The organism is Rhizobium sp. CNPSo 3670 (assembly GCF_057784555.1).
Genome location: NZ_JBXSOL010000007.1, coordinates 216,055 through 234,945, shown reverse-complemented (window position 1 = coordinate 234,945; position 18,891 = coordinate 216,055). Strand labels below are relative to the sequence as shown.

At 60.5% G+C, this 18,891-nt stretch carries 20 protein-coding genes; 14 read left to right on the top strand and 6 right to left on the bottom strand.

From position 1 onward, the window contains the following. The first annotated feature begins 121 nt into the window (after positions 1-121). The 7 genes from AC13QO_RS09925 (at position 122) to AC13QO_RS09895 (ending at position 8,222) form a co-directional block, all read left to right on the top strand. Positions 122-1,432, top strand: coding sequence for an ABC transporter substrate-binding protein (locus AC13QO_RS09925; RefSeq protein ID WP_488540559.1), 1,311 nt, complete (start codon positions 122-124; stop codon positions 1,430-1,432). Between the two features lie 134 nt (positions 1,433-1,566). Further along, on the top strand, positions 1,567-2,439 hold the full coding sequence (locus AC13QO_RS09920; RefSeq protein WP_285192485.1) for a carbohydrate ABC transporter permease: 873 nt from the start codon (positions 1,567-1,569) through the stop codon (positions 2,437-2,439). A gap of 1 nt (position 2,440) precedes the next feature. Next, the gene (locus tag AC13QO_RS09915) at positions 2,441-3,271 is read left to right on the top strand and encodes a carbohydrate ABC transporter permease (protein WP_285192486.1); all 831 of its coding nucleotides are present in this window, start codon (positions 2,441-2,443) and stop codon (positions 3,269-3,271) included. 16 nt (positions 3,272-3,287) lie between these two features. Further along, a complete protein-coding gene (locus AC13QO_RS09910; protein WP_434711497.1) occupies positions 3,288-4,286 on the top strand; it encodes an ABC transporter ATP-binding protein in 999 nt (332 codons plus the stop codon). 82 nt (positions 4,287-4,368) lie between these two features. After that, positions 4,369-5,850: a mannitol dehydrogenase family protein gene (locus AC13QO_RS09905; RefSeq protein WP_488540558.1), complete on the top strand. Its 1,482-nt coding sequence runs from the start codon at positions 4,369-4,371 to the stop codon at positions 5,848-5,850. A gap of 99 nt (positions 5,851-5,949) precedes the next feature. Continuing rightward, the gene (locus tag AC13QO_RS09900) at positions 5,950-6,639 is read left to right on the top strand and encodes an HAD family hydrolase (RefSeq protein ID WP_488540557.1); all 690 of its coding nucleotides are present in this window, start codon (positions 5,950-5,952) and stop codon (positions 6,637-6,639) included. Beyond that, a complete protein-coding gene (locus tag AC13QO_RS09895; RefSeq protein ID WP_488540556.1) occupies positions 6,639-8,222 on the top strand; it encodes an FGGY-family carbohydrate kinase in 1,584 nt (527 codons plus the stop codon). The genes AC13QO_RS09900 and AC13QO_RS09895 overlap by 1 nt, the downstream gene beginning before the upstream one ends. Before the next feature lie 10 nt (positions 8,223-8,232). Here AC13QO_RS09895 and AC13QO_RS09890 read toward each other — a convergent pair whose 3' ends face one another. Beyond that, entirely contained in the window at positions 8,233-9,087 is an 855-nt protein-coding gene (locus tag AC13QO_RS09890) for a MurR/RpiR family transcriptional regulator (RefSeq protein ID WP_085779547.1), read from the bottom strand. A gap of 234 nt (positions 9,088-9,321) precedes the next feature. On the opposite strand from AC13QO_RS09890, the gene AC13QO_RS09885 reads away from it, so the two are divergent. Then, entirely contained in the window at positions 9,322-10,035 is a 714-nt protein-coding gene (locus AC13QO_RS09885) for a sulfate transporter family protein (protein WP_488540555.1), read from the top strand. 3 nt (positions 10,036-10,038) lie between these two features. Here AC13QO_RS09885 and AC13QO_RS09880 read toward each other — a convergent pair whose 3' ends face one another. Beyond that, positions 10,039-10,464 (bottom strand): VOC family protein, encoded by a 426-nt coding sequence (locus AC13QO_RS09880; RefSeq protein WP_488540554.1) that lies wholly within the window; start codon positions 10,462-10,464, stop codon positions 10,039-10,041. A 76-nt stretch (positions 10,465-10,540) separates the two neighbouring features. Here AC13QO_RS09880 and AC13QO_RS09875 point away from each other — a divergent pair, with 76 nt between their 5' ends. Next, positions 10,541-11,119 carry a TetR/AcrR family transcriptional regulator gene (locus AC13QO_RS09875; RefSeq protein WP_488540553.1) on the top strand — a complete coding sequence of 193 codons (579 nt, stop codon included), beginning with the start codon at positions 10,541-10,543 and terminating at the stop codon, positions 11,117-11,119. Here AC13QO_RS09875 and nth read toward each other — a convergent pair. Continuing rightward, positions 11,084-11,857: an endonuclease III gene (gene nth, locus AC13QO_RS09870; RefSeq protein WP_488540552.1), complete on the bottom strand. Its 774-nt coding sequence runs from the start codon at positions 11,855-11,857 to the stop codon at positions 11,084-11,086. The genes AC13QO_RS09875 and nth overlap by 36 nt on opposite strands. A gap of 22 nt (positions 11,858-11,879) precedes the next feature. On the opposite strand from nth, the gene AC13QO_RS09865 reads away from it, so the two are divergent. Together AC13QO_RS09865 and AC13QO_RS09860 are read left to right on the top strand one after the other, a co-directional pair. After that, a complete protein-coding gene (locus tag AC13QO_RS09865; RefSeq protein WP_488540576.1) occupies positions 11,880-12,377 on the top strand; it encodes a DUF2244 domain-containing protein in 498 nt (165 codons plus the stop codon). 79 nt (positions 12,378-12,456) lie between these two features. Continuing rightward, positions 12,457-13,329: a methylated-DNA--[protein]-cysteine S-methyltransferase gene (locus tag AC13QO_RS09860; RefSeq protein WP_488540551.1), complete on the top strand. Its 873-nt coding sequence runs from the start codon at positions 12,457-12,459 to the stop codon at positions 13,327-13,329. Positions 13,330-13,392: 63 nt separating this feature from the next. Here the strand turns inward: AC13QO_RS09860 and AC13QO_RS09855 are convergent, their stop codons facing one another. Continuing rightward, a complete protein-coding gene (locus tag AC13QO_RS09855; protein ID WP_085779540.1) occupies positions 13,393-14,376 on the bottom strand; it encodes a sugar-binding transcriptional regulator in 984 nt (327 codons plus the stop codon). Between the two features lie 426 nt (positions 14,377-14,802). Between AC13QO_RS09855 and tal the strand changes: the two genes are divergently transcribed. The 3 genes from tal to AC13QO_RS09840 all read left to right on the top strand — a co-directional run bounded on the left by tal (position 14,803) and on the right by AC13QO_RS09840 (position 17,085). Then, entirely contained in the window at positions 14,803-15,768 is a 966-nt protein-coding gene (gene tal, locus AC13QO_RS09850) for a transaldolase (protein WP_488540550.1), read from the top strand. A gap of 92 nt (positions 15,769-15,860) precedes the next feature. Further along, positions 15,861-16,529, top strand: coding sequence for a DUF1345 domain-containing protein (locus AC13QO_RS09845; RefSeq protein ID WP_488540549.1), 669 nt, complete (start codon positions 15,861-15,863; stop codon positions 16,527-16,529). A 112-nt stretch (positions 16,530-16,641) separates the two neighbouring features. Next, positions 16,642-17,085, top strand: a complete 444-nt coding sequence (locus tag AC13QO_RS09840) for a DoxX family protein (RefSeq protein WP_488540548.1) — start codon at positions 16,642-16,644, stop codon at positions 17,083-17,085. 83 nt (positions 17,086-17,168) lie between these two features. On the opposite strand, the gene AC13QO_RS09835 is transcribed toward AC13QO_RS09840, so the two are convergent. Both AC13QO_RS09835 and AC13QO_RS09830 read right to left on the bottom strand, forming a co-directional pair. After that, positions 17,169-17,342, bottom strand: a complete 174-nt coding sequence (locus tag AC13QO_RS09835) for a DUF1328 domain-containing protein (protein ID WP_004678026.1) — start codon at positions 17,340-17,342, stop codon at positions 17,169-17,171. 121 nt (positions 17,343-17,463) lie between these two features. Continuing rightward, positions 17,464-18,891, bottom strand: coding sequence for a gamma-aminobutyraldehyde dehydrogenase (locus AC13QO_RS09830; protein WP_488540547.1), 1,428 nt, complete (start codon positions 18,889-18,891; stop codon positions 17,464-17,466).

The window sequence follows — 18,891 nt, the reverse complement described above, 5'->3', positions numbered from 1 at the left end:
AAGACAAGACCACTGCCTTCGGCATCGCAGCAACGATTGTCGATTGACTTTTTTCATGCGATGATGAGTAATTGCTCATGAGCAAAGCGAATGCTCACATCTCGTCTTCTGGGAGGAAGATATGACATTGAGAACTTTCCTGCTGGGCGCCTGCTCAGCATTGGCGTTTGCCGGCATGGCTTCGGCCGAGACGCTGACAATCGCGACCGTCAACAACGGCGACATGATCCGGATGCAGAAGCTGACGGACGACTTTAAGGCAAAGAATCCCGGCATAGACCTTGAATGGGTCACCCTCGAAGAAAACGTGCTGCGCCAGAAGGTCACGACCGACATCGCGACCAAGGGCGGACAGTACGACGTTCTGACGATCGGTACCTATGAAGTTCCGATCTGGGCGAAGCAGGGCTGGCTGCTGCCGCTCGACAATCTCGGCGACGCCTATGACGTCAACGACCTGCTGCCGGCCATCCGCAGCGGCATCAGCATGGACGGCAAACTCTATGCCGCGCCGTTCTATGGCGAAAGCTCCATGGTCATGTACCGCAAAGACCTTTTCGACGCCGCTGGCCTAAAGATGCCCGACGCGCCGACCTGGGACTTCATCGCGGACGCTGCGAAGAAGGTCACCAACAAGGACAAGGAAATCTACGGCATCTGCCTGCGCGGCAAAGCCGGCTGGGGCGAAAACATGGCCTTCCTGACGGCTATGTCGAACTCCTTCGGTGCGCGCTGGTTCGATGAGAAGTGGAAGCCGCAGTTCGAACAGCCCGAGTGGAAGGACACGCTGACCTTCTACGTCAACCTGATGAAGGAAGCCGGCCCTCCGGGCGCCTCCTCCAACGGCTTCAATGAAAACCTGGCGCTCTTCCAGACCGGCAAGTGCGGCATGTGGATCGACGCGACGGTTGCCGCTTCGTTCGTCTCCGATCCGAAGCAGTCGCAGGTCGCCGACAAGGTCGGCTTCGCGCTCGCTCCGGACAAGGGCCTCGGCAAGCGCGGCAACTGGCTTTGGGCCTGGAACCTCGCCATTCCGGCAGGCTCGCAGAAGGTCGAGGCCGCCGAGAAGTTTGTCGCCTGGGCAACGAGCAAGGAGTACACCAACCTGGTTGCCGAGAAAGAAGGCTGGTTGAACGCACCTCCCGGCACCCGCACCTCGCTTTATGCGAATGCGGAGTATCAGAAGGCTGCTCCCTTCGCCAAGATGACCCTCGATTCGATCAACTCGGCCGACCCGACCAAGCCGACCGTCAAGCCGGTCCCTTATGTCGGCGTCCAGTTCGTAGCGATCCCGGAATTCCAGGGCATCGGCACGGCGGTGGGCCAGCAGTTCTCGGCAGCCCTTGCAGGCCAGATTTCGGTCGATCAGGCTTTGAAGAGCGCACAGCAGCTGGCGACCCGCGAAATGACCAAAGCCGGCTACATCAAATAACCTCCTGAGAAGTGGCGGATCCTTGACAATCCGCCCCTCTGGGCCGCCGATTGCCCAAACCGCATCGGCGGCCTCTTTTCCAGATCAAGCTGCATTGCGGCCGCTCGCCGCTTCACTTCAGATCGGTGATTGCCATGGCAACAACACATACTCGCTCCGCGGCGCGCCTGATGATTGCGCCCTCCGTGCTGTTCCTCTTTGCGTGGATGATCGTCCCGCTTGCGATGACGATCTATTTCTCTCTGCTGAACTACAATCTGCTCAGCCCTGGCATGGAGAGCTTCGTCGGCCTGCTGAACTACGAATATTTCCTGTCAGATCCGGCCTTCATCACCGCGCTGATCAATACGCTGCTGCTTGTCGCCGGCGTTCTCGTCGTCACCGTCGTCGGCGGCATCGCCTTCGCGCTGCTGCTCGACCAGCCGATGTACGGCCAGGGCATCGTGCGCATCCTTGTCATCGCGCCGTTCTTCGTCATGCCGACAGTGGCAGCACTCGTTTGGAAGAACATGTTCATGAACCCGGTCAACGGCCTGTTTGCGCATCTTGCGAAGGCGCTCGGCCTGCAGCCGATCGACTGGCTGGCGAATGCGCCGCTCCTGTCCGTCATCCTCATCGTCGCCTGGCAGTGGCTGCCCTTTGCCACCCTCATCCTGTTGACAGCGCTGCAGTCGCTCGACGAGGAGCAGAAGGAGGCGGCCGAAATGGACGGCGCCGGGGCGATCTCGAAATTCATCTACATCATCCTGCCGCACATGGCGCGTGCCATCACCGTGGTGATCCTGATCCAGACGATCTTCCTGCTCTCGGTCTTCGCCGAAATCCTCGTCACCACCAATGGCGGGCCGGGCACCGACAGCACCAACCTCACCTATCTCGTCTATGCGCAGGCGCTGCTGCAGTTCGATATCGGCGGCGCTTCTGCAGGCGGCATCGTCGCGGTCGTGCTTGCCAATATTGTCGCGATCTTCCTCGTCCGCCTCGTCGGCAAGAATCTGGAGGCTTGAGATGGCCAGAAAAGTCACAACTCAGCGCAAGCTCATCGTGACGGTGGTCGCCTGGACGCTCGGCATCCTGATCTTCTTCCCGATCCTCTGGACGTTCCTGACCAGCTTCAAGTCGGAAGCCGACGCCATCGCCTCGCCGCCGCAGTTCCTGTTCTTCCACTGGACCGCGGAGAACTATGCGGAAGTGCAGAGCCGGTCGAACTATCTCAGCCACTTCATGAACTCGGTGGTCATTTCCTTCGGCTCGACGCTGATCGGCCTGATCATCGCCATTCCGGCCGCCTGGGCGATGGCGTTCGCGCCCACCAAGCGGACGAAGGACGTGCTGATGTGGATGCTCTCGACCAAGATGATGCCGCCTGTGGGCGCGCTGATCCCCATCTATCTGATGTTCCGCAATTCCGGTCTGCTCGACACGCGCATCGGGCTGGTGATCGTGCTGACGCTGATCAATCTGCCGATCATCGTCTGGATGCTCTACACCTACTTCAAGGAAATTCCCGGTGAGATCCTCGAAGCGGCCCGCATGGACGGCGCCTCGCTGATGAAGGAGATCGTCTATGTGCTGACGCCGATGGCGGTGCCGGGCATTGCCTCGACGCTGCTTCTGAACATCATCCTTGCCTGGAACGAGGCCTTCTGGACGCTCAACCTCACCGCCTCGAAGGCGGCACCGCTGACGGCCTTCATCGCCTCCTATTCCAGCCCCGAAGGCTTGTTCTATGCCAAGCTCTCGGCGGCCTCGACCATGGCGATCGCGCCGATCCTGATCCTCGGCTGGTTCAGCCAGAAGCAACTCGTCCGCGGCCTGACCTTCGGCGCAGTGAAATAAGAAAAGGGAGACAAACATGGGCAGCATTACCCTTCAGAAGGTTTCCAAGGTCTTCGGCGAAGCCAAGGTCATCCCTTCGATCGATCTCGATATCAACGACGGCGAGTTCGTCGTCTTCGTCGGTCCATCCGGCTGCGGCAAGTCCACGCTGCTTAGGCTGATCGCCGGTCTTGAGGATGTCTCCGGCGGCAAGATCGTCATCGACGGCAAGGACGCCACCGAGAAGGCGCCGTCGGAGCGCGGCCTTGCCATGGTGTTCCAGTCCTACGCGCTCTATCCGCATATGAGCGTGCGCAACAACATCGCCTTCCCGCTGAAGATGGCGGGCGTCGACAAGGCGGAAATCGACCGTAAGGTGACGGATGCGGCACGAGTGCTGAACCTCACCGACTATCTCGAGCGCAAGCCGCGCCAGCTTTCCGGCGGTCAGCGCCAGCGCGTCGCGATCGGTCGCGCCATCGTGCGCCAGCCTTCAGCCTTTCTCTTCGATGAACCGCTGTCGAATCTCGACGCGGCTCTGCGCGTCAATATGCGCCTCGAAATCAGCGAGTTGCATCAGCAGCTGAAGACGACGATGATCTATGTCACCCATGACCAGGTCGAGGCCATGACCATGGCCGACAAGATCGTCGTGCTGAACCGCGGCAATATCGAGCAGGTCGGCTCGCCGCTCGAACTCTACAGCCGCCCGCGCAATCTTTTCGTCGCCGGCTTCATCGGCTCGCCGAAGATGAATTTCATCAAGGGCCAGAACGCCGCCGAGCTCGGCGCGCACACGCTCGGCATCCGTCCCGAACACATGCTGCTGTCGATGGAGAGCGGCGATTGGAAGGGCAGGGTCGTCGTTGCCGAGCATCTCGGTTCCGACACCTTCCTGCACATAGATGTCGAGGGCATCGGGATGGTGACGGCGCGCGGCAGTGGCGATTTTGCCGCGCAAGCGGGCGATACGGTCTATCTGACGCCGGACCGGTCACGCATTCATAAATTCAACGAGGGCGGCCTTGCCATCTGAGCAGGCGGCCGGCTGGGGGCAGGCATGCGAGCCGGGCGATGGCGCCCGGCCGTCTCGGCAAGACCTTCAAGAGGACTGAAACATGACGTGCAAATTATCGCTGGCAACGCTTTCGGACGCGGCGCGCACTGCCGCCATCCCTTCCTACGACAGGGCGTCGCTGAAAGCCGGCATCGTGCACTTCGGCGTCGGCAATTTCCACCGCGCGCATCAGGCGATCTATCTCGACGATCTCTTCAACCAGGGCGCCGATCACGACTGGGCAATTATCGGTGCCGGCGTTCTGCCATCGGATGCCGCCATGCGCGAGAAGCTTGCGACGCAGGATTTCTTGACGACGGTGGTGGAGCAGGACAACAACAAGACGGCGGCGCGTGTCACCGCCCCGATGATCGACATTCTGCCGGTCGGCGATCCCTCCGCGATCATCGCCAGGCTCGCGGATCCGGAGATCCGCATCGTCTCGCTGACGATCACCGAGGGCGGTTATTTCATCGATGCTTCAGGCGCGTTCAATCCGGCCCATCCTGCTATCGCCGCCGATGGACAAAATCCCGGTGCGCCGAAGACGGTCTTCGGTCTGATCGTCGCTGGCCTCAAGGCGCGCAAGGACAAGGGCATCGGACCTTTCACCGTGATGTCCTGCGACAACATTCCCCATAATGGCGTCGTCACCGCCAATGCCGTGATCGGCACTGCAGCCCTTTCGGATGCCGCCCTTGCCGACTGGATCAGGGCTAATGTTGCCTTTCCAAACGCGATGGTCGACCGCATTACGCCGGCGACCGGCCAGCGGGAGATCGATTTCCTCAGGGACAATTTCGGCATTGAGGATAATTGGCCGGTTTATTGCGAAGAATTCAAGCAGTGGGTGCTCGAAGACAAGTTCACGGCCGGCCGCCCGGCCTTGGAAAAGGTCGGCGTCACCTTCGTTCCTGATGTTACGCCTTACGAGCATATGAAGATCCGCATCCTGAACGGCGGGCATGCCGCGATCGCCTATCCGGCGGCGCTGATGGACATTCATTTCGTGCATGATGCCATGGAAGATCCGCTGATCCGGGCGTTCCTGGCCAAGCTAGAGACAGACGAAATCATTCCGATCGTGCCGCCGGTGCCAAACACCTCGCTGACGGATTATTTTGCCCTCATCGAACATCGGCTTCTCAATCCGAAGATCGCCGATACCATCCCCCGTCTGGCGCAGGATGGCTCGAATCGCCAACCGAAATTCATCCTGCCGTCGACGCTCGACAATCTGCGCCAGGGCAGAGATGTCATCGGCCTGGCGCTGGTCTCGGCGCTTTGGTGCCGTTATTTCGCCGGCAAGACCGACAGCGGCAAGGATATCGTCTTCAACGACGCCAGCGCCGAGCGCCTGCACGCAGCGGCGCTGAAGGCAAAGGCCGATCCGTCAGCCTTCCTCGGCTTCGATGATATTTTCGGCGAGGTGGCGAAATCGGATCTTTTCCGCAAACGTTTTGCTCATGCTGTTAAAACATTGTGGGAAAAGGGCACGCGGGAAACGCTGCAGCTCTATCTCGACGGCAAGCTCGCAGTGTAAGGGGAATGCGGATGGCGGCATCGGCTGGCGCCATCCATCCCGCCTTGCGGGCGGCGCGGGACGATCATGCGTCCGAATTGAAGTCAGGTTGGGTTTTTCATGGCTGATGCTGAACCACGGCTGGTCATTTTCGATTGCGACGGCGTGCTCGTCGACAGCGAACCCATCTCGATCAGCGTGCTCGTCAGGGCGATGAGTGATCTCGGCGTTTCGATTACCGAAGACCAGGCCTATGAGCGCTTCCTCGGACGCAGCCTGGCAACCCTCATCGATACGCTGGAATCCGAGTTCAATATTCACGCCGGCGAAGAATTCCTGGAGCGCATTCGGACTGATCTCTACGCGCGGTTTCGCACCGAGCTGAAGCCGATAGACGGCATCGCGGCGACGATCGACGGACTTGGCATTCCCTGTTGTGTCGCTTCATCAAGCCAGATGGAGCGAATCCGGTTGTCGCTGTCCGTCACCGGACTTCTCGACAGGCTGCCCGACATCTTCAGCGCTACGATGGTCAAGCGCGGGAAACCGGCGCCCGATCTCTTCCTCCACGCGGCACGGCAAATGCATGTCGAGCCGGGATCCTGCCTCGTCATCGAGGACAGTCCGGCCGGCATTGCCGCCGCCAAGGCGGCGGGCATGACGGTCTTTGCCTTCACCGGCGGATCGCATGCGAATTTCGCCGGATACCGCGCCGAACTCGACCGGCTTTCGCCTGATGTCGTGTTTGACGCCATGCCGGAATTGATACACCTTGTCCGCAACCATAAGCTGGACGGGACTGCAATTTGATGCGTGATCATGTGGTTGCGGTGGATGTCGGCACCGGCAGCGCGCGCGCCGGCGTCTTCGATGCCGGCGGCCATCTGCTGGCCAAGGCTGAACATCCGATTGTCATGAACCGGCCGCGTGAAAACCACGCCGAGCACGATTCCGAAGACATCTGGTCGGCCGCCTGCACCGCGGTGCGCAGGGCGATGGAGCAATCCGGTATTGCCGCCGCCTCGGTCGGAGCAATCGGCTTCGACGCTACCTGTTCCCTCGTGGTCCGCGACGTCGACGGCCGGCCGATCAGCGTGTCCACAACCGGCGAGCGGCGTTTCGACACCATCGTGTGGCTCGATCATCGCGCGCTGAAGGAAGCCGACTTCTGCACGGCGACGGAGCACAGTGTGCTTGAACATTCCGGCCACGTCATGTCGCCGGAAATGGAAATGCCGAAGCTGATGTGGCTGAAGAAGAAGCTGCCGGCGACGTGGGAAAGGGCGGGCTATTTCTTCGACCTTGCTGATTTCATGACCTGGAAATCAGCTGGGTCGACCGCCCGTTCTCGTTGCACGCTGACGGCAAAATGGAATTATCTCGCCCATCTCGAAAAGGGATGGCAGCAGGATTTCCTGCAGCGGATCGGGCTCGATGATCTTCAGACTCGCGGCCGGCTGCCGGATGAGACTGTGCCGGTCGGCGGCAGTATAGGCCGGCTGACCGCTGATGCGGCCGAGGCGCTCGGGCTGACTACGGAGTGCCATGTCTCCGCGGGAATGATCGACGCTTATGCCGGCGCGCTTGGGGCGCTCGGCGGTTATGCCGCCGATCCCGTAACACGTGAGCGCCAGCTGGCACTGATCGCCGGCACGTCGAGCTGCGTCGTCGCCTTCTCGCGGGAGTGCAAGCCAAGCCACCGCATGTGGGGGCCTTATTATGAGGTTGTCTTCCCGCAGTCCTGGCTGGTGGAAGCAGGGCAATCGGCGACCGGTGCGCTGCTCGACCATATCGTGCGCATGCATGCGGCCGGCGGTGAGCCGACAGCGGCATTGCACCAGAAGATCGTCGCGCGCATCGCCGAATTGCGGGCAGAGGAGGGCGACGCTTTCGGCGAGCGTATTTTTGTGCTGCCGGACTTTCACGGCAATCGCTCGCCGCTTGCCGATCCGCATGCCGTCGGCGTGATCAGCGGGCTGACGCTCGACACTTCCTTCGACGGGCTTTGCGCGCTCTATTGGCGGTCTGCCGTCGCGATCGCTCTCGGCATCCGCCATATCCTGGAGACGATGAAGGACTACGGCTACGTGCCAGATACGCTGCATATCGCCGGCGGACACGTGAAGAACCCGGTGCTGATGGAACTCTATAGCGACGCCACCGGCTGCAAGGTCGTGGTGCCGAAGATGAACGAGGCGGTGCTGCTCGGTACGGCGATTGCGGCATCCGTCGCCTGCGGCCTGCACGAGGACTTGGCGGCAGCCGGCGAGGCGATGTATCGGGGCGGCGTCGAACGGCTTCCCGACAAAGCGAAACAGGCGCTTTACGACCGCGATTATCGCCGTCTTCTGGCCATGCATCGGCACCGTGCTGAGCTGGAAGCGATGTTCTGAAAGCTCACATCTAGTGGTTCGCGGTTTCACCGAGGACGGTCGCAAATTCCAGCATGCGGCGGCGGCGCAGCGCTGCCTCCTCTCCGACTTCGAGAATGACGGATTCCGAAAGGCAATCGAGCAGCGCGATCAGCGGCGGAAGGTTGTCGAGATCGGGAGCGCGTGCCGGCGGCAAGGACAGCATGACGTTTGACTGATCTGCCATCCAGTCTGCTTGCTGAGGCGAAATCAGCACGACCTTGTAGCCGTAGCGGCGCGCGGTTCTGGCAAGCAGCCGTGCCTTGGCGAAACGGCGGCAGTCGATGATGACGAGCAAAGCGTCGTCGACGGCCTGCCGGGCGAAGAGTTCGGCAAAACGGTTGTCGGTGGCATCGAGCGTGCGGACGCCATCGCGGGCCTGCGTCAGCCGCTGGGAGAAATGATTGGCAAGGCTTGCGAGCCGCGCATGCGTGGCGATCGATACTTCGCGGGCCGTGCTGATCAGGCGGACGGCTTCGGCCCAAAGCGGCTGCGCCGTCAGATGATAGATGTGATGCAGGGCCTGGATCTGCTCGGCAACCAGCACGGCAAGCGGCTTGCCCTCCGCGGCGTCCGCATGCAGTTCGCTCATGGCGCTCTGCAACTGCGCCGGCGATGTCGTCACGGTCTCGCGAATTTCCACCTTGACGCTGTCCAAACCCTGATAGCCGAGCGCGCGCAGGAAGCGCCCGACGGTCATCGGCGAGAGGTCCAGCCTGTCGGCGACAGATGCTGCCGTCTCAAACGGCAGGTCGTTCAGGTGCTCGGAGAAATATTTCGCAATTCGACGCTCGGCCGGTGTGCCGCTTTTTACGTATTGCCTGAGTTTGTGTACAAAGTCTTCCACATCAGCCTCCCCGTATTTCCTCAGAGGCGTTCCGTGGATGCGCTATCGCAATCCCTTGTCTTGGCAACTATTGTCGGAAGCTGCTTCTCAGGCCCATGCGTATTTCTGCGTCTCATAATATTATATTCGTTCTAATATTGCGACAAGTTTCTATTAAAGCCTGCAATTTTATTCTCTCTTCTCGGTGGCATTCGCCTTTCCTACATCTTCTGCGCAACCGGAGACGCTGAAGAAATGATTCTTGATGCCGCACGCCTTTCGCTCGCCAATCTGTTCGCGCCGGAGACGCGCTTGGTCTTCTGGAAGGTGCTCGGCCTGACGCTTCTCGTGCTCGTCGGCCTCTGGTTCGCACTACGCGGGGCCTTCATGGCCTTCCTCTTTCCCTGGCTCACCAGCTTCTTTCCCGATATGCCGGATTGGGCAGGATGGTTTGCTCTGGTCTTCGCAATCCTTGCCGGGGTCGGCCTTGCGCTCGTGCTGGCGTTGCTGCTTTCGCCCGTCACGGCGCTTATTGCGGGCCTTTTCCTCGACGATGTCGCCGACGTTATCGAAAAACGTGACTATCCCGGCGACGCGCCGGGCGCCGCCATGCCGCTCGGCCCGGCGATGGCGAGCTCGATCAAATTCCTGGGGGTGGTGATCCTCGGCAATATCGTGGCGTTGTTGTTGCTGTTCATTCCCGGCGTCAATCTGGTCGCTTTCTTTCTGGTGAACGGCTATTTGCTCGGACGGGAATTCTTTGAATTCGCCGCCATGCGCTTCCGTTCTCCGCATGAAGCGCGGCTCTTCCGTGCCAAACATGCGCCGACGGTCTTTCTCGGCGGGCTGGTGATCGCTCTCTTTCTGGCGATCCCCGCGGTCAACCTGCTGACGCCTCTCTTTGCCGCGGGCATGATGGTGCATCTGCACAAGCTGATATCCGCAAAGGACGCCGGTTTTCGCGCCTGAGGATCAACGCGGTAAGGCTGATGTCTCGTACATTGGCGCAAATTCGGCGCTCGGCGGGATCGGCGTGATGATGTCGATCAGCACGCCGTTCGGATCGGCGGTGATGAAATGCCGCTGGCCGAAATCCTCGTCGCGGATCTCCTGCAGGATCGGGAGGTTTGCGCTTTTGCAGGCCGCGTAGACCGCATCGACATCGGCAACCTCGAAATTGAGGAGCAGTCCGGACACTTTGCCGCGAGCCGCAGCCGGGATGGTTTCGTGGCTGCCATCGAGGATGGCGAGCGCGACATGCTCCGCCTCGGTCGATTGCAGATGAACGTACCACTCGCTCTCGAACAACGCCCCGAAGCCGAAATGCGCGCAATAGAAGCGGGCGGAACCGGCGACGTCGTCGGTCATGATGACAGGATAATAGCTCGTCGATTTCATCCTTTTCCTCCATAGATACAGACAGACTGTATGTTTTTATTCTTAACATACAGTCTGTTTGTATGTAAATGGGGGAATGAGCCGCAGCAATCGCGAAAGAACGGAACAGACAAGAGGGGCGCTGATCGATGCCGGACGACGCCTCTTCGTCGATAAAGGGTATGCCGAAACGGCGACGCCGGAGATCGCGGTGGCGGCGGGTGTGACACGCGGAGCGCTCTATCATCATTTCGAAGACAAGAAGGCGCTCTTTCGCGCGGTTGTCGAAGTCGAGGCGCGCGCAGTCGCCGAAGCAATCGCGGCATCTTCGGCGTCCGATGATACGCCGCGCGACGCGCTGATTGCCGGCGTTTCGGCCTATTTCGACGCAATGATGGCGGAGGGCCGCACGCGGCTGCTATTGATCGACGCTCCTGCCGTTCTCGGTCTGCCGGCGAGCCAGGCGATCGATGCCGACAACGCGGAAAGGACATTGCGGACAGGACTTGCAGCCATGCTTCCGAGAGCTGGCGCTACGCTTGAGCCTCTGACATTGCTGCTATCGGCGGGCTTCGACCGCGCGGCAATTGCGATCGAGGCGGGCGCCGAACGGCGGAGCTACGAACAAGCGATCACTGTTCTACTCGACAGCCTCGCCGATCACCTGCGGCGGTAGCTCGACCAGCGGGGCCGGCACATCCGAACTCTTCTCCGGCGATTTGCAAATATCGGCGATGACGCAGCGCTCGCATTCGGGGCGGCGTGCCTTGCAGGTGTAGCGCCCGTGCAGGATCAGCCAGTGATGGGCGTGATAGAGGTAGTGTTTCGGCACCACTTTCATCAATCGCGCTTCAACTTCATCAGGCGTCTTGCCGGGAGCAAGCCTGATGCGATTGGCGATCCGGAAGATGTGCGTATCGACGGCCATGGTGGCCTGGCCAAAGGCCATCGACAGCACGACATTGGCAGTCTTGCGGCCGACACCCGGCAGGCGCACCAGTTCCTCGCGCGTTTCCGGCACCTTGCCGGCGAAGTCGTCGACCAGCATTTGCGAGAGCGCGATGACGTTTTTCGCCTTGTTGCGGTATAGGCCGATTGTCTTGATGTAATCGCGAAGCTTGTCCTCGCCGAGATCGAGCATTTTCTGCGGCGTATCGGCGACCTTGAAAAGCGCTCGCGTCGCCTTGTTGACACCGGCATCGGTGGCCTGGGCGGAGAGAGCCACCGCCACGACGAGGGTGAAAGGGTTGGTATGCTCCAGCTCGCCCCGCGGCTCGGGTCGCTGCACCGAAAAGCGACGGAAGATTTCCTCGCGCTCGGCCTGCGAATAGGCGGTTTTGACGGCCGCCGGCGGTTTGCGGCGGGTGATCACATTCGTGCCTTGCGGCGGGGATTTGAGTTTCGGATTCGCCATGGAAACTCTATACTCAGCGCTTATGATGGAAAGCAACGCCAACAGCTCTAGCGAGCAGCCTGTTTTCGCCGCGGAGCTCTTCCCACACCGGTCGCTCGGCCGCCGGGGCTTCAAGGTGCTGCTCATTCTGTCCGGCGTCGTCTGCTTCCTCTATGGGATGTTCTTCATCGCCACCGGCGCCTGGCCGATCGGCTTGTTCTTCGGCTTGGATTTCGCGCTTCTCTACGGCGCTTTCTGGCTGAATTACCGGTCCGGGCGGGTGCGCGAACAGGTCACCGTGTCGCGCACGGACGTATCGGTGCGCAAGTTTGCCCCATCGGGGCGGATGGTGGAGCATCATTTCAACCCGTTCTGGGCGCGGTTCCTCGTTCGCAGGCATCAGGAGATCGGCATCCTCTCGATGCATATCTTCGGCGAAGGCCGGCGCACCGATATCGGCTCCTTCCTCAATCCTGACGATCGTGAAAGCTTTGCCAGGGCCTTCAAGGGCGCGCTCGCCACAGTCAAACAGCGTCTCTGAGCGTATCAGGCGAGCGCGCAAGAATCGGGTGGTTTAGCCCCGGCCTATTGATTATCTCCTTGTGACAAGGAGAAAGACCATGGATATGATCGCGAACCCACAGACCGACATCACGCCTGACGGCCCTGATTACGATATCGTTCGTCGGGTCATCGAACTCATCACCGAGGATTACCGCGACCAGCCGTCACTGGAGGCGATCGCCGCTAGGCTCAACCAGTCGCCGACACAACTGCAGAAGACCTTCACCCGCTGGGCTGGCCTCTCGCCGAAAGGTTTCCTGCAGGCGGTGACGCTTGACCACGCCAAGCGGCTGCTGCGTAAGGAAGACATGCCTTTGCTCGAGACATCGATCGAAGTCGGCCTCTCCGGGCCAAGCCGTCTGCACGATCTTTTTGTGACCCATGAGGCGATGTCGCCGGGCGAATGGAAGGCAAAAGGGGGCGGCCTCACCATCCGCTACGGCTTCCACATCTGCCCCTTCGGCGTGGCGTTGATCATGGTGACCGATCGCGGTCTTGCCGGCCTTGCCTTCAGCGATTCCGGCAGTGAAAGGGCTTGTCTCGAGGACATGACCTGCCGCTGGCCGAATGCCGAATACATCGAAGACCTGCAGGCGACGATGCCCTATGCCGCCCGCATCTTCCAACCCGGAAAGTGGTCTTCCGAGCAGCCGCTCCGTGTCGTGCTGATCGGCACGGATTTCCAGGTGCGTGTCTGGCAGAGCCTCATGAAGATACCGTTCGGCAAGGCGGTCACCTATTCCGACATCGCCAAGGATATCGGCCGGCCGACGGCCCAGCGCGCTGTCGGCGCGGCGGTGGGGGCGAATCCGATCTCCTTCGTGGTGCCTTGCCACCGCGCGCTCGGCAAGAACGGTGCGCTGACGGGTTATCACTGGGGCCTCACCCGCAAACGCGCGATGCTCGGTTGGGAATCGGCGCATGCGTAAAGCATGCCCAGCAAAAAGGACGGCATGAAGCGCGGCAGCCAATCTGAAAGATCACGGCGCGCTTCAGGCCTGTTCGGCGAGATCAAGCAATGCTTGCGCCGCACCTTCATCGGTGATCAGCGTGTTGCAGCCGATGCGCTTGATCGTGGCGCGGATGGCGGTGGCCCGGTGGGCGCCGCCGGAGGAAAGCACGATGTGCTTGGCCTCTTTCAGCATGTCGAGATCGACGGACATCACCCGCTGGTTGATCGAGTGATCGACCGAATTTCCGTTCCTGTCGAGGAAGTTGAACATGGTGTCGCAGACGCAGCCGGCATTGATCAGTTCTTGCAACTCGGCCTTCGATATCCAGCCTTCCGATAGCGAGGTCGAGTGCGGCCCGATATCACCGCAGCTGACGATCGCGAGATCGAGGTTCTCGGCGAGGCGGTAGATCGTGTCCAACCCGCATTTGTCGATCAGATTGCGTTTGGTTTCGATGGAATCGACGAGAAGCGGCGCCAGGAACATGTAACATTCGGCGCCGAGCTGGTTGGCCAGCCGCCAGGTGTAATCGATCGGATTCGTCTGATGCACGGCAACGATGCCACCGAGCAGCGAAACGACCTTGCAATTGGCGCGGCGCGGTGGCCGGAAGCTCGCCAGCGAGGCGGTCATGGTGCGGCCCCAGCCGACACCGATCGTATAGTCGTCGGGAATGGCTTCGGAGAGGAACTGGCCAAGCGCCAAGCCGACGTTCTTTGCCAGTGAATCGACATCGCCATGAACCGGCGCAGGCACGACGATCGCTTCGTCGAGGCCATAGGCACGCTCCAGCTTGACCGAAAGCTCGACGCAATCGCCGATCGAATCGTTGATCCAGATCTGGACTTCGCTGCGTTTCATCGACTCGTCGAGCAGGCGGATCACCGTCGTCCGGCTGATGCCGAGCTGTTCGGCGACGTCTTTCTGGGTCAGGCCCTCATTGTAATAGAGCCATGCAGCCCTCAGCCTCAGCGAGGATGCCTCGGAATAGGCGGTATGGGTGCCGCGTTTGAGCTTGACCACGTCTCCTCCCGCAGGATTTTCGCCTAAATCCCTGATGGGACGAAAGGCTGCGCCTATGCGTTTGCTGCCGGGATAATGACGGGTGTGACACTTATGTCAATCAGAATGCACAAATGTCCTTGACTTTTCCTTGCGCGAACGGCGATAGTCCTCGCGACATAAAGTCGTCCCTGTCAGTCCGAGGAGGACATAGTGCGGGCATGCCGAAAGTCACGACCGGCCTTTGCGCCGCAGGCGGTATCGCCTGCGTTCGAGCAGCCGTTTGCATGCGGCCGGAACACGTCGACTGTCCCTCACGTTTATGAATCATCCGTGACGGAAGCGCGTATATTCGCCCGCAGCATGCAAAACATCTGTCCCTAGATCATCTCTTTGCCGGGCGGAAGTCGCGCCGGTCCGCTTTGAATTCAATAAGGATCACCAACCATGACATCCAAGCTTGACCAACTCCGCGAGATTACCACCGTCGTCGCCGATACAGGCGATATTCAGGCAGTCGCCCGCCTGAAGCCGGTCGACTGCACGACCAATCCATCCATCGTCCTAAAGGCGCTCGGTACCGAAATGTTCGCAGACGACATGAAGGAAGCTATCGCCTGGGGCAAGAAGCTCGGCGGCGATGCAAATGTTGCCGCTGCAGCCGTTGCCGACCGCCTTGCCATCTCGGTCGGCGCCGCCCTGGTGAAGCTCGTTCCCGGCCGCGTTTCGACGGAAGTCGATGCCGACCTGTCCTTTGATACCGAAGCATCGCTGAACAAGGCACGCAGCATCATTGCCGCCTACAAGGAACGCGGCATCGAGAAAGACCGTATCCTCATCAAGCTCGCGTCTACCTGGGAGGGCATTCGCGCAGCGGAAATCCTGCAGAAGGAGGGCATCGACTGCAATCTGACGTTGCTCTTCTCCAAGGCGCAGGCGATCGCCTGCGCTGATGCCAAGGTTTTCCTGATTTCGCCCTTCGTCGGCCGTATCCTCGACTGGCACAAGAAGTCGACGGGCAAGGATTTCACTGCCGAGGAGGATCCGGGCGTCATCTCCGTCCGTGACATCTACAACTACTACAAGGCCAACGACATCAAGACGGTCGTCATGGGCGCGTCCTTCCGCAATACCGGCGAGATCGAAGCGCTGGCCGGTTGCGATCGCCTGACCATCGCTCCGAACCTGCTCGACGAGCTTTCGAACGACCAAGGCAAGCTCGAGCGCAAGCTGTCGCCTGAAACGGTCAGGCCGGCTGCCAAAATCGCCGTCGACGAAAAGACCTTCCGCTGGATGATGAACGAAGACGCGATGGCGACGGAAAAGCTCGCGGAAGGCATCCGCGCCTTCGCCAAGGACCTGTCGACGCTGCGCACCATGGTGCAGAAGGAACTGCAGCTCGCTGCCGCCTGATAGAGCACGCCAACGATCGAAGGCGCGGATGCCGGCTGGCAACCGCGCCTTTTTCATGCTCTTATCAATGACATATGCTGTCGGAGACCGATATGGCGGACGAGGAAGCGGCAAGGTCGCCTTTGGCACTTGCCCGCAAGCACGCAAGCTTCATCATTGCCGCTGTTGCCGGACTGGTGGTCTTCTTGGCTCTGACCTCGCGGGAGGTCAGTGCCGGCAATATCCTGTTCGGCTGGAATATCAGCGCCATTGTTTTTGTCGCGCTCAGCTGGCGCAAGATGCTGCGGGCGACGGTCGAATCGATCCGGAAACGCGCCGCCGATCTCGATTTTTCGGATACCGTTTTGCTGGCCCTTTCAATCGGTGCTGCGCTTGCGAGCATCGTCGGCATCGGCACCGAGCTTCAGTCGATCAAGGAGGCGCCACCTGACGTTGCGCTGACGCGAGCGGGTGCCACGGTGCTGACGATTCTGATCTCGTGGATCTTTCTGCATACGCTTTTCACCATCCACTATGCCCATTATTTCTATGGCGGGGCGGACGAAGAGAGCGGCCTCAAATTCCCCGACGGCATCGAAGAGCCCGGCTATTGGGACTTCCTCTATTTCTCCTTCACCGTCGGCGTTGCCGCGCAGACCGCGGATGTCGCGGTCAGTTCGACCAGCATGCGCAAGCTAACACTGCTGCATGCCGTGCTGTCGTTTCTATTCAACACGACGATCCTGGCGCTGGCGATCAATGTCGGTGCAAGCCTGTTATAATGCGCCGTAGCCGGCGACCGGGAGGATCCAGCCCATAACACTCGGGAGACGGGACGGAATTAACGTAGGGGCCACACGACCGGTCCACCTGCTCTGCAAAGCGGAGGGTATGATGAAAAGCGTCGCAAGCAGGTTCCGATCAGCCGACCTCGTTCTGCTTCTGGGCAGGCTTCTGCTGGCGCTGATTTTTCTGCACGAAGGCTCGTCTCTTGCGGCAGATCTCGCGTCGACCATCGACACCTTCGCGAACTTAGGGCTGTCGGCGCCGATAGCTTTGGCCACCATCGCTCTTCAAATCGGCGCCGCCATTTCCGTTGCGGCGGGTTTCCTCGGTCGGCTGGGTGCCACGGCGCTGGCGCTCTTCTGCCTGGCGACCGCCTTTCTCTTTCATACGAACTTTACAAGCCAAAACGAATTCTTGCATTTCGAGAAGGACCTGGCGATTGCCGGCGGCATGTTCGTCCTCGCCGCTTCCGGAGCGGGTTCGATATCGGTCGACAAGCTGCTGAAAAGGCGAGCTAACAGCCTTCATCCCTGGCTGAGGGCGATGCTGTAGCGAATGCTGCAGGCTTTTGCGCGCCATGAACATGCCGCGGCTCTTCCGAGCCGCGGAATTGCTCCGGATTGGGCGGCGCCCGCTTACAAGACCGCCTGGCCGGCCATCAGCGCCAGAACCAGGAAGATCAGGAAGATCACCAGCGCAATACCGAAGAGCACGCGGGCGATGGTCGCGGTGGCGGCGGAGACGCCGGAGAAGCCAAAGAAGCCGGCGATGATCGAAATAACGAAGAATATCAGAGCCCATTTCAGCATGACATCATCCTTTGCGTTTGTCTGAAAAGACGCGGCAACCGGGAAATTGTTCCACGTCGCGCGAAATTGGACAATGTTCCTGCTGTCGGCGTGGCTTCCATATCCTTGACGTTTTCGCCGGTCAGCCGTGATTGATCATCACATGGCGAACGGCAGTATAATCCTCCAGCGCATAGACGGACATGTCCTTGCCGTAACCCGACTGCTTGAGGCCTCCATGCGGCATCTCGTTGACCAGCATGAAATGCGTGTTGATCCAGGTGCAGCCATATTGCAGGCGGCCGGCGGTCTTCATGCCGCGGCCGATATCCCTGGTCCAGACCGAGGAGGCGAGGCCGTAATCGCTGTCGTTCGCCCAAGCGATGGCATCGTCAGCGTCGGAGAAGCGGGTGACGGAGACGACCGGGCCGAAGACCTCGCGGCGGACGATCTCGTCGTCCTGCAAGGCGCCCGCAATGACGGTCGGCGTGAAGAAGAAGCCTTTGTCGCCGGAGACCTTGCCGCCGGTGGTGATTTCCATGTGCTTGTGCTCGGAAGCGCGGGCGACGAAGCTTTCGACGCGGTCACGCTGGCGCCTGGAGATCAGCGGACCGATCTCGTTTTCGGTGTCGTCGGCCTGATTGAAACGGATGCTTGAGACGGCCGAAGAGAGATCGGCAACGAAATTGTCGTAGACCTTGGCGTCGGCATAAATGCGGCAGGCCGCGGTGCAGTCCTGACCGGCATTGTAATAACCGAAGGTGCGGATGCCTGACACGACGGCATCGATATCGGCGTCGTCGAAGACGATGACCGGGGCCTTGCCGCCAAGTTCCAGATGAGTGCGCTTGACGGTCTTGGCGGCGGCCTGCAGCACCTTCTTGCCGGTGGCGACATCGCCCGTGATCGAGATCATGTTGACTTTGGCGTGGTTGATCAGCGCATTGCCGACGCTTTCGCCGCGGCCGAGGATGACGTTGACCACGCCTTCGGGAAGGATGTCGGAAAGCAGCTTCGCCATCTTCAGCGCTGTCAGCGGCGTCTGTTCCGAGGGTTTGAAGACGACGGTGTTGCCGCCCGCGATTGCCGGCGCCAGCTTCCAGGCCATCATCATCAACGGATAGTTCCACGGCGCGATCGAGCCGACGATGCCGATCGGATCACGGCGGATCATCGAGGTGTGGCCGGGCAAGTATTCGCCGGCGGCCGGTGCGTGCAGGTTGCGCACTGCCCCCGCGAAGAAGCGGTAACAATCGACGATTGCCGGGATTTCATCGTTCAGCACTGAATTGATCGGTTTGCCGCAGTTCAGCGCTTCCAGCGCGGCGAAACCGGCGGCGTCCTTCTCGATAGCGTCGGCGATCTTCAGCAGGTAACTCGAGCGTTCGGAAGGCGTCGTCTGCGACCAGCTCTTGAAGGCTTTTTCGGCGGCATCGACGGCGGCATCGACCTGGGAAAGCGAGGCCTCGGGAAGGTCGATCACCGTCTCTCCGGTCCTCGGGTTCAGGATGTGCTCTTCCGTCTCCGTGCCTTTTTCGAAGCGGGAACCGATCAGCATTTGCGTATCCAT

Coding starts and splice junctions, on each gene's coding strand:
- AC13QO_RS09860 (WP_488540551.1), top strand. CDS start 12,457: ATGGATATGATCGCGAACCCACAGACCGACATCACGCCTGACGGCCCT.
- AC13QO_RS09920 (WP_285192485.1), top strand. CDS start 1,567: ATGGCAACAACACATACTCGCTCCGCGGCGCGCCTGATGATTGCGCCC.
- AC13QO_RS09875 (WP_488540553.1), top strand. CDS start 10,541: ATGAGCCGCAGCAATCGCGAAAGAACGGAACAGACAAGAGGGGCGCTG.
- AC13QO_RS09915 (WP_285192486.1), top strand. CDS start 2,441: ATGGCCAGAAAAGTCACAACTCAGCGCAAGCTCATCGTGACGGTGGTC.
- AC13QO_RS09895 (WP_488540556.1), top strand. CDS start 6,639: ATGCGTGATCATGTGGTTGCGGTGGATGTCGGCACCGGCAGCGCGCGC.
- AC13QO_RS09830 (WP_488540547.1), bottom strand. CDS start 18,891: ATGGATACGCAAATGCTGATCGGTTCCCGCTTCGAAAAAGGCACGGAG.
- AC13QO_RS09840 (WP_488540548.1), top strand. CDS start 16,642: ATGAAAAGCGTCGCAAGCAGGTTCCGATCAGCCGACCTCGTTCTGCTT.
- AC13QO_RS09925 (WP_488540559.1), top strand. CDS start 122: ATGACATTGAGAACTTTCCTGCTGGGCGCCTGCTCAGCATTGGCGTTT.
- nth (WP_488540552.1), bottom strand. CDS start 11,857: ATGGCGAATCCGAAACTCAAATCCCCGCCGCAAGGCACGAATGTGATC.
- AC13QO_RS09885 (WP_488540555.1), top strand. CDS start 9,322: ATGATTCTTGATGCCGCACGCCTTTCGCTCGCCAATCTGTTCGCGCCG.
- AC13QO_RS09865 (WP_488540576.1), top strand. CDS start 11,880: ATGATGGAAAGCAACGCCAACAGCTCTAGCGAGCAGCCTGTTTTCGCC.
- AC13QO_RS09835 (WP_004678026.1), bottom strand. CDS start 17,342: ATGCTGAAATGGGCTCTGATATTCTTCGTTATTTCGATCATCGCCGGC.
- tal (WP_488540550.1), top strand. CDS start 14,803: ATGACATCCAAGCTTGACCAACTCCGCGAGATTACCACCGTCGTCGCC.
- AC13QO_RS09845 (WP_488540549.1), top strand. CDS start 15,861: ATGGCGGACGAGGAAGCGGCAAGGTCGCCTTTGGCACTTGCCCGCAAG.
- AC13QO_RS09910 (WP_434711497.1), top strand. CDS start 3,288: ATGGGCAGCATTACCCTTCAGAAGGTTTCCAAGGTCTTCGGCGAAGCC.
- AC13QO_RS09905 (WP_488540558.1), top strand. CDS start 4,369: ATGACGTGCAAATTATCGCTGGCAACGCTTTCGGACGCGGCGCGCACT.
- AC13QO_RS09900 (WP_488540557.1), top strand. CDS start 5,950: ATGGCTGATGCTGAACCACGGCTGGTCATTTTCGATTGCGACGGCGTG.
- AC13QO_RS09880 (WP_488540554.1), bottom strand. CDS start 10,464: ATGAAATCGACGAGCTATTATCCTGTCATCATGACCGACGACGTCGCC.